The sequence below is a fragment of the Roseitalea sp. genome (assembly GCF_984466335.1).
Window position 1 is genome coordinate 1 of record NZ_CFIFWG010000129.1, and the last position, 9,067, is coordinate 9,067.

General features: G+C 66.9%; 8 protein-coding genes. 3 read left to right on the forward strand and 5 right to left on the reverse strand.

Going from position 1 to position 9,067, the window contains the following annotated elements; genetic code table 11:
* Positions 1 to 926 (reverse strand): alpha-E domain-containing protein (locus AC5E6L_RS11595; RefSeq protein WP_491773444.1); only part of this gene is annotated, 926 nt, incomplete at its 3' end.
* A 15-nt stretch (positions 927 to 941) separates the two neighbouring features.
* Positions 942 to 2,375 (reverse strand): circularly permuted type 2 ATP-grasp protein, encoded by a 1,434-nt coding sequence (locus AC5E6L_RS11600; RefSeq protein ID WP_491228610.1) that lies wholly within the window; start codon positions 2,373 to 2,375, stop codon positions 942 to 944.
* A 210-nt stretch (positions 2,376 to 2,585) separates the two neighbouring features.
* Here AC5E6L_RS11600 and AC5E6L_RS11605 point away from each other — a divergent pair, with 210 nt between their 5' ends.
* Positions 2,586 to 3,338, forward strand: coding sequence for an SDR family NAD(P)-dependent oxidoreductase (locus tag AC5E6L_RS11605; protein WP_491228611.1), 753 nt, complete (start codon positions 2,586 to 2,588; stop codon positions 3,336 to 3,338).
* 94 nt (positions 3,339 to 3,432) lie between these two features.
* On the opposite strand, the gene AC5E6L_RS11610 is transcribed toward AC5E6L_RS11605, so the two are convergent.
* Entirely contained in the window at positions 3,433 to 4,554 is a 1,122-nt protein-coding gene (locus AC5E6L_RS11610) for a beta-ketoacyl-ACP synthase III (protein ID WP_491773447.1), read from the reverse strand.
* A gap of 64 nt (positions 4,555 to 4,618) precedes the next feature.
* A complete protein-coding gene (locus tag AC5E6L_RS11615) occupies positions 4,619 to 6,397 on the reverse strand; it encodes an SLC13 family permease (RefSeq protein ID WP_491773449.1) in 1,779 nt (592 codons plus the stop codon).
* Here AC5E6L_RS11615 and AC5E6L_RS11620 point away from each other — a divergent pair.
* Positions 6,396 to 6,869: a hypothetical protein gene (locus AC5E6L_RS11620; RefSeq protein WP_491773451.1), complete on the forward strand. Its 474-nt coding sequence runs from the start codon at positions 6,396 to 6,398 to the stop codon at positions 6,867 to 6,869. The two genes, AC5E6L_RS11615 and AC5E6L_RS11620, sit on opposite strands and share 2 nt — an antisense overlap.
* A 94-nt stretch (positions 6,870 to 6,963) precedes the next feature.
* Here AC5E6L_RS11620 and AC5E6L_RS11625 read toward each other — a convergent pair whose 3' ends face one another.
* Entirely contained in the window at positions 6,964 to 7,809 is an 846-nt protein-coding gene (locus AC5E6L_RS11625) for a LytTR family DNA-binding domain-containing protein (protein WP_491773453.1), read from the reverse strand.
* Between the two features lie 36 nt (positions 7,810 to 7,845).
* Here AC5E6L_RS11625 and AC5E6L_RS11630 point away from each other — a divergent pair.
* On the forward strand, positions 7,846 to 9,067 hold a 1,222-nt coding region (locus tag AC5E6L_RS11630), incomplete at its 3' end, for a serine hydrolase domain-containing protein (protein ID WP_491773455.1).

Below are 9,067 nucleotides of genomic sequence, written 5' to 3' on the forward strand. Positions count from 1 at the left end.
TGCAGCCCCTGGTCGAAAATATCGTCGATCGGGCGGTTCCGGACATTGTGGAAACAGGCGTCGGCCATTGTATGCGACGGCGGCCTGTGGCCGTAGTCGGATTCCAGATAGCCCAGATTGCCGCTGATCTTGGCGCAGCAGAAGGCCAGGCTTCGCGGCAGGCGCCGGTCGAGGATCATGAAATGGGCGATGGCGCGCGGGGTCGGCTCGCCCCTGGTGACCCATCGGAACGACTGGTGCGCCGACACCGAGCGCAGGATCGTCTCCCACTGGACATTGTCCAGCGAGGAGCCGACCAGCGACAAGGATGGCAGCAGCACATAATATTTGACGTCGAGGATGCGCGCGGTGTTGTCGGCCCGTTCGACGAAGGTGCCAAGGCGCGCGAAGTTGAAGACCTCGTTGCGCAGCATCGTGCCGTGCAGGGCGCCGCGCACCAGCGCGCTCTGCTGGCGGATCGTCGCCAGCGCGGCGGGAAGGTCGCGCTCGCGCACCGGGCGGGACAGCGTGTCCGACAGGGTCAGCCAGCACTCGTTGACCGCCTCCCAGACCTCGCGCGTGAGCGCGGTGCGCACCATGCGGGCATTGTCGCGGGCGGTGCCGATCACCGACAGGACGCTGGACGGGTTCGACCGGTCGCGCAGCAGATAGTCGATCACCGCGCTGGCCTCGAAAACCGCGTGGCGGTCCCGATAGCCGGCGCGGGCGCCGGCGGTGGCGATCACCGATTCCCACTCCCGGTCGGCGGACGCCGAACGGGTCAGCGCGATGCGAAATCCGGCATCGACCAGCCGGGCGGTGTTCTCGGACCGCTCCAGATAGCGGAACAGCCAGAAAATGCCGCCGGCGGTCCTGCCCAGCATCAGCGCGGCCCTCCCGCCCGCAGCCTCGCCCTTCGAGGCTGCGCCGTACAACCGTGCCGCCAATCCTTTTCGCCCGCCCTACTCATCGAGCACCCATGTGTCCTTGGTGCCGCCGCCCTGCGACGAGTTGACGACCAGCGATCCCTTCTTGAGCGCGACGCGCGTCAGCCCGCCGGGCGCGATCCTGATCGCGTTCGGCGAAACCAGAACGAAGGGCCGCAGATCGACGTGGCGCGGCGCGAGCCCGGCCCTGGTCAGGATCGGCACCGTCGACAGGGACAAAGTGGGCTGGGCGATGTAGCTGGCCGGCCGCGCCGTCAGCTTCCCGCGGAAGGCGGCGATCTCCTTCCTGGACGCCGCCGGCCCGACCAGCATGCCGTAGCCGCCCGAGCCGTGCACCTCCTTGACGACCAACTGGTCGAGATGGTCGAGCACATAGGCGAGCGCGTCCTTCTCCGAGCAGCGCCAGGTCGGCACGTTCCTCAGGATCGCCTTCTCGCCGGTGTAGAACTCGACGATCTCCGGCATGTAGGAGTAGATCGCCTTGTCGTCGGCGATCCCCGTGCCGGGCGCGTTGGCGATCGTGATGTTGCCGGCCCTGTAGACATCGAGAATGCCCGGCACGCCCAGCATCGAATCGGGCCTGAAATTGAGCGGATCGAGGAAATCGTCGTCGACGCGCCGGTAGATCACGTCGACCGGCCGGTAGCCGCGCGTCGTGCGCATGGCGATGCGGCCGTCGACGACGCGCAGATCGTGGCCCTCGACCAGTTCGGCGCCCATCTGGTCGGCCAGAAAGGCATGCTCGTAATAGGCCGCATTGTGGATGCCCGGCGTCAGCACCGCGAGCGCGGGCGTGCCGGCATCGCCCCGGTTCGGCGGCGCGCAGGCGGCCAGCGAACGCCGCAGGTCGCGCGGGTAGGTGCTGACCGGCTGCACGGCGACCATCGAAAACAGTTCGGGAAACATGCTGAGCATCGTTTCCCGGTTTTCCAGCATGTAGGAGACGCCCGACGGCGTGCGTGCATTGTCCTCAAGAACGTAGAACGTGTCCTCGCCGGTGCGCACAAGATCGATGCCGACAATGTGGGTGTAGACGTTGCCCGGCGGCCTGACGCCGATCATCTGCGGCAGGAACGCCTTGTTCCTGGCGATCAGATCGACCGGGACGCGGCCGGCGCGCAGGATCTCCTGACGATGATAGATATCGTGCAGGAAGGCGTTGATCGCGGTCACGCGCTGCTCGATGCCGCGCGACAGGCGCGCCCATTCGCGACCCGAAATGATCCGCGGCACCACGTCGAACGGGATCAGCCGCTCGGTCGCCTCCTCGTCGCCATAGACGTTGAAGGTGATGCCCATGCGGCGAAAGAAGGTCTCGGCCTCGGCCGCCTTGCGCTTGAGCCGGGCGAGGTCTTCGCCGTCGAGCCATTGCTGGTAGTCGCGATAGGGCGGGCGGATGTTCTCGCCCAGGCCGGTCATTTCATCGAAATGCGTAACGCCCGATTGCATGAGGAAAGCTTAAGGTATTGCATTTTCCGTGCAACCGTTCCGCTTGGCGTTTTTGTGCATGGCCGGCGGGTGTGTGCCACCCTTGATGCGATCGGATCGATGGCTTGCCCATGCATCCCGGTCTCCAAGCGGCAGGCCCGGCCGGGCGTTGGAAAGGCGCGCCGGTTACGCCCCTTGTCAGTATCGTGCCGAACTGCCAGAAAGCGCAGCATGGATATCACCTTCACCGGCAAGACAGCCATCATAACCGGCGCGGGCTCGGGCATCGGAGCCGAAGTCGCGCGCGAACTGGCGCGCGGCGGCGCTGCGGTCGTCGTCGCCGACATCGACGAAGGCCACGCACGGGCCGTGGCCGACGAGATCGCAGCGTTCGGCGGTGTCGCCCATGCGTGCGCGGTCGATGTGGCCGACCCGGCCTCCGTCGAGGCCATGGTCGCCTTTGCGGCCGACGAGACGGGCGCGTTGCACCTTCTGGTCAACAATGCCGGAATCGGCGGCGAGCAGGGGCCGCTGGCCGAGTGCTCGGCGGAGAACTGGGCCAGGGTGATCGACGTCAATCTTTCGGGCGTCTTTTATGGCATGCGCTTTGCGATCCCGCAGATTGAGAAGGCCGGCGGCGGCGCGATCGTCAACATCGCATCGATCCTGGGCTCGGTCGGCTTTCAGGGCGCGGGGCCATATGTCGCCTCCAAGCACGGCGTGGTCGGCATGACCAAGGTCGCGGCGATGGAGAACGCGGCCAAGAACATACGCGTGAACGCGGTGGGGCCGGCCTTCGTCAAGACCCCGCTTCTTGAGGCCCTGGACGAGGACATGCTGGACGCGATCGCCGACACGCACCCGGTCGGGCGCCTGGCAGAGGTGGACGAGATCGCGCCGCTGGTCGCCTTCCTGCTTTCGGACAGGGCAAGCTTCATCACCGGCAGCTACCATCTGGCCGATGGTGGCTACACCGCGCAATAGGCGCGGCGACGAATCGGCCCGGCCGGCGGCCGCGCTTCGCCAATCGGACAAGGGCGTGCCTGCCCGTGCCCATCGGTCCCGCGTGCCGGCGCGGTCACCGCGCCTTCCGCACGATCACGCTGCCCGCCGAATAGCCCGCGCCGAACGAGCAGATCACGCCAAGATCGCCCGGCGCGAGATCGTCCGAAAACTGCGAAAAGGCGATGATCGAACCGGCCGAGGAAGTGTTGGCGTACGCCTGCAGGATGTTGGGCTGCTCGTGCCGTTCCGGCGCGCGCCCCAGTACCTTGGCGCCGATCAGATCGTTCATCGCCTTGTTGGCCTGGTGCAGCCACAGCCGGCGAAGATCGCCCGTGCCGATCCCGTTATCGGCCAGGTGTGCCGCGATCAGGTCGGCGACCATCGGCACCACCTCGCGGAACACCTTGCGCCCCTCCTGCCGAAACAGCATGTCGCGCCGGTCGGCCATGTGGCCGGGCCGCGTGCGGCGCAGAAACCCTGCATCGTTGCGGATATTGTTGGAAAACGCCGTCTTCAGCCGCGTCGAGACGATCTCGAAGCCGGCCGATCCGGTCTCGGACCGCTCCAGCACCAGCGCGGTGCAGACGTCGCCGAAGATGAAATGGCAGTCGCGGTCGCGCCATTCCAGGTGCGCCGAGCAGATCTCCGGGCTGACGATCAGGATCGCGCCGGCCGAGCCGTTGGCGATCATGTCGTGGGCGGCCTTTATGGCGAACGTCGCCGACGAGCAGGCGACGTTCATGTCGAAGCCGAAGCCGGATATGCCGAGCGCCTCTTGGATTTCGATGGCGATCGCGGGGTAGGCGCGCTCATGGTTGGAGGCGGCGCAGATCACCGCATCGATATCCGCCGCGTCGCGTCCTGCCTGCGCCAGCGCCTTGCCGGCGGCATCCACCGCCATTTCGGCCATGAAGGACAGATCGTCCTCGCCCCGCTCGGGCAGGATCGGATGCATGATGGCCGGGTCGAGCACGCCGGACTTGTCGAGCACATGCCGGTTTTCGATGCCCGACGCCTTGACGATGAAGTCGCTCGACGAGTGCTGCAACGGCTCCGCTTCGCCGGCGGCGATGGCCTTGGCGTTGGCCGCGTTCCGGCTGTCGGCCCAGACGTTGAACGACGCGACCAGTTCGTCATTTGAGATGGTCTGTTCGGGTGTGAAGACCCCGGTTCCCGTGATGGCGATGGCTGTCATGGTGATCTCGTTCCTTGTCCGCCTTTTACGCCTCAGAGCGTCAATAGGGCCTTTTCCATCAAGCTCAAAGCGGCCAGACCCACAGGATCGCCGGCACGGCGACGGCAATGACGATCATCTCCAGCGCCAGCCCCATGCGCCAATAGTCGCCGAACCGGTAGCCGCCCGGCCCCATGATGATCGTGTTGTTCTTGTGGCCGATGGGTGTCAGGAACGCGCAGGAGGCGGCCACCGCCACGCCCATCAGGAACGGGTCGGCACTGGCGCCGATCGATTGCGCGACCGACACGCCGATGGGGGCTGCGATCAGCGCGGTGGCGACATTGTTGAGAAAGTCCGACAGCGTCATCGTGACGACCATCAGCACCAAAAGGACCGCCCAGGCCGGCCAGCCCTCGGTGCCGCCGACGATCGTATCGGCGATCAGTTGGGTGCCGCCCGATGCCTCCAGCGCCGCCGAGAGCGGGATCAGCGAGGCGAGCAGCACGATCACCTTCCACTCGATCATGGCATAGAAATCCTCGCCGCCCAGAAGGCCCATGGCGATATAGGCGACCACGCACGCGCCGAGCCCGACCGCGAGCGTGGTGACGCCCGTCACCGCAAGCGCGATGGCGATGCCGAACGCGGCGATCGCCGCTGCCGCCTTGCGCCGCTGGATCACGGCGGTCCGGCGGTCGGCGATGGGATAGACGCCGAGCCAGTGCGCCACCGGGTCCATCCGGTCGTCCGGGCCGAGCAGCAACAGCACGTCGCCCGGCCGTATCGTCAGCTTGCGCACCCGGTCGCGGAACCGGCGTCCCTGCCGCGACACGCCCAGAAGCGTCACGCCGTGCCGGTAGAGCAGCCGCACATCCATCGCCGAGCGGTTCACGATCCGCGCCGTGTCTGGCACGATGGCCTCGATCAGCGTCAGATTGCCGCCGCGCAGGCCGCCATGCTTCTCCGAGCCGGCGAAATTGAGTTCGGCGGCGCCCATGAAGGCCTCGATCGATTTGGGGTCGCCCTCCAGCACCAGAAAATCGCCCTTGCGGATCTCCTCGGTGCGCGAAAAGCTCGGCAATCGTTTGCCGCGTCGGACAAGGCCAAGGATCTGGATGTCCTTGTCGGCGGCGTCCGGATAGAGTTCGCGCACCAGCTTGCCGATCGATTTGCTTTCATCGGTCACACGCGCTTCGGCGACATAGAGCCCGGCGTCCTCATCGAGCGACTGCTGGTTCTTGCGCTCGGGAATCAGGCGCCAGCCGATCAGCGCGACGAAGGCGATGCCGACGGCCGAAACGATCAGCCCCACGGGCGCGAAGTCGAACATCGAAAACGGCGCGCCCAGCGCGTCCTGCCGATATTGCGCGATGACGATGTTGGGCGGCGTGCCGATCAGCGTGATCATGCCGCCCAAAATGGTGGCGAACGACAGCGGCATCAGCGTCAGGGAGACCGCGCGCCTGGCCTTTCCGGCAACCTCCATGTCGAGCGACATCAGGAGCGCGAGCGCGGCGACATTGTTGATGATCGCCGAAAGGGCTGCACCGGCGACGGCCATGACCGAAATGTGCGCGGGAACGGTCCGGTCGGGCGTGACGACGAAGCGCGCGATCAGTTCGACCGCGCCCGAATTGACCAGACCCCGGCTGACGATCAGCACCAGCGCGATGATCACCACGGCCGGATGGCCGAAGCCGGCAAAGGCGGCGCCGGGCGCCACATGGCCGGCGAGGACGGCGATCAGAAGCGCGGCGAAGGCGGCCAGATCGTAGCGCACTCGCCCCCAGACGAGCATGGCGAACAGCACGCCGAACAGGCCGAACAGGAACAGCTGGTCGCTTGTGATCGCCTGGGTCATGCCCGCGGTGGTGGCACAGGCGGGGCGGGAAGGGAAGGCCGGTCAGCAGCGCGAAGGCGCCCAGGAACTGCACCGCGAAATAGGGGCCGTACTCGAAACCGTAGTGCAGCGAGTTCTGGACCGACGCCATCATCTGGGCGATGCGCGAGGCCACTTGGCCTGCGAACAGATCGTCGAAGAAGCCGACATCCTGCCGCTCGACCGCCTTGTGTGCCTGCCAGCGCATGGCCGCCGGAAAGCCGGCCGAGACGGCCTGGCTCATCAGCGCGTCCATCGCGAATTTGACGAGCGGTTCGACGATGATCACCAGCACGGCGAGCGCGCTTCGATGAAGGCGGCCGCCCACACGATGATCAGCCCCATTGCGCTGACCGCCGCCGTCAGAAGCGCCACGAGCAAGAACAGCCAGCGGAACATCCGGGCAAAATGCCGGATCAGCCGCGCCGCGCCTTCGGTCGGCATCGGCCGGTAGACAGGGTCGGCAAGGGACATGGGCGGCACTCCGGTACGGCCGTGCAACATCATGGCGATGTGGCGATTTTGCAGCGCCGGCTTCTGCGCTGTCGTCAGCGGCTGTCCAGCGCTGCGCGCACCTGCTTGCGATAGGCGCGGCCGACGGGGATCCGCGTGCCCAGGCTGGTCTCCACATAGGCCTTGCCGTCGCGGCGAACCAGCCGCCGCGCATGCCGCTCGCCCACCCACCAGGAGCGGTGAACGCGCATTCCGGCGCCCGCGCCCAGCTCGCGCTCGGCATCGCCGATCCGCATCAGCACCAGCGCCGATCCCCTGGGCGTCGTCACCTCGACATAGTGGTCCTGCGCCCGAAGGTGAACGATGTCCCGGCCCAGATGCGGCGGCAGCCTGGACAGAAGGACCGACGGCGCCACCCTGTCCCGTAGCGCTTCGGGCGACGCGCCGCCGCGCGTGATGTTCAGCTCGTAAAGGACGGCGACGATCGGCGCGATCGCCAGTGTGTAGGGCAGGATGCGGCCGAACGCGGCGACGAAATCGCCGCCGAAGACAAGCGCGCCCATCGCCCCGTTCAGGGCCGCGACCGGCACCCCCGCCGACAGTCCGCCCAGCAGCAGCGCCGGCCATTCACCCAGGCCCGCGCGCTCGGCATGTCCGCTGACCAGCAGCGAACACAGCAGCCCCGCCGCGAAGCTGCCGGCGACCGCCATGGCCCAATAGAGCGCCCGCCCCGGCACGGACAGCCGGTCATAGGTGCCGAACGGCCCGGTCAGGCTGACGACGGCGATCACTCCGCCAAGAAGCGCCCAGAAGCGCACGCTCCGCGACAGGGCGTGCATTTCGCGAAGCGCGAAGGACCAGGGCGTGTCGTTGGCGCGATTTTCCATATCGTTTGCGTATTGGTCCTTGTCGTGGCGTTCAATCCCGAACTTACGCAGCATTCGATGATCGTTGAATCTGCAAAAGGGTGAAACACCATGAATCGTATGCTTCGCTTCACGCTGTGGGGACTTGCCGGCCTGGCGGTCCTGCTTCTGACCGGGTTCTTGTGGCTGCGCACCACGCCCTATTGGGCGGGCATGACGCTGTTCAGCGAGGGCAAGCGCGTCGAGAACTTCCGCAACATGGACGCGGTCTTCCCCCACCTGCCCGTCGCCCGCGCCGGCGCGGTCTGGCGCTTTTCGCGCGATCGGCGCCCGCTGCCCGAAACCTACGCCCATGAGGGCGAAAGGCGCGATCTTGGCGCGTTCCTCGACCGTACCGAGACGACCGGCCTGCTGGTCGTCCATGACGGGGCGATCACATATGAAGACTACCGGCTCGGCGCCGACGAGCGCGCGCAGTTCACCTCCTGGTCGGTGGCCAAGTCGATCCTGTCCGCGCTGATCGGCATCGCGGTGGACGAGGGTCATATCGCGGACCTGCGCGATCCGATCGGCCGCTACGTGCCCGGCCTCGACGGGACCGCCTATGGCGCGGTGCCCATCGAGGATGCGCTGACCATGTCCTCGGGCATCGACTTCGACGAGAATTACGACGATGCGTTCTCTGACGTGAACATGCTGTTCATCCAGTTCGCCACCGGCGCCTCGCTGGCCGGCACCCTGGCGGAATTGCAGGCGATCCGCGAGCCGGGCATCTACAATGACTATATAAGCTCCGACACGATCGCGCTCGGCCTGGTCCTTGAGGGCGCGACCGGCATGCCCGTCAACGCCTATGCGGCCAGCCGGCTCTGGGGACCGCTGGGCGCCGAGGCCGACGCCTACTGGAACACCGGTCGCGCCGGGTCGGCCCTGACCATGTGCTGCTTCAACGCGACGCTGCGCGACTATGCCCGCTTCGGCCGGCTCTATCTTGAGGGCGGCGCGCGCGAGGGCAGGCAGATCGTGCCGGCCGGCTGGGTCGAGGCCAGCGTCCATCCCACCGCGCCGCACCTCCAGCCGGGTGACAATCCCGCCTCCTTCTGGACCTTCGGCTACGGCTACAAATGGTGGATCCCCGAGGATTCGGACGGCGACTTCACCGCCATGGGCATCTGGGGCCAGTATGTCTATGTCGATCCGGCCCGCAAGGTTGTGATCGTCAAGACCAGCGCCGATCCGCTGTTCGACGACCGAGATCATGAGACGATCGCCGTCTTCCGCGCGATCGCCCGCGCCGTGGCCGGCGGCGAGGGTGGCACGGTCGGACCGGCAT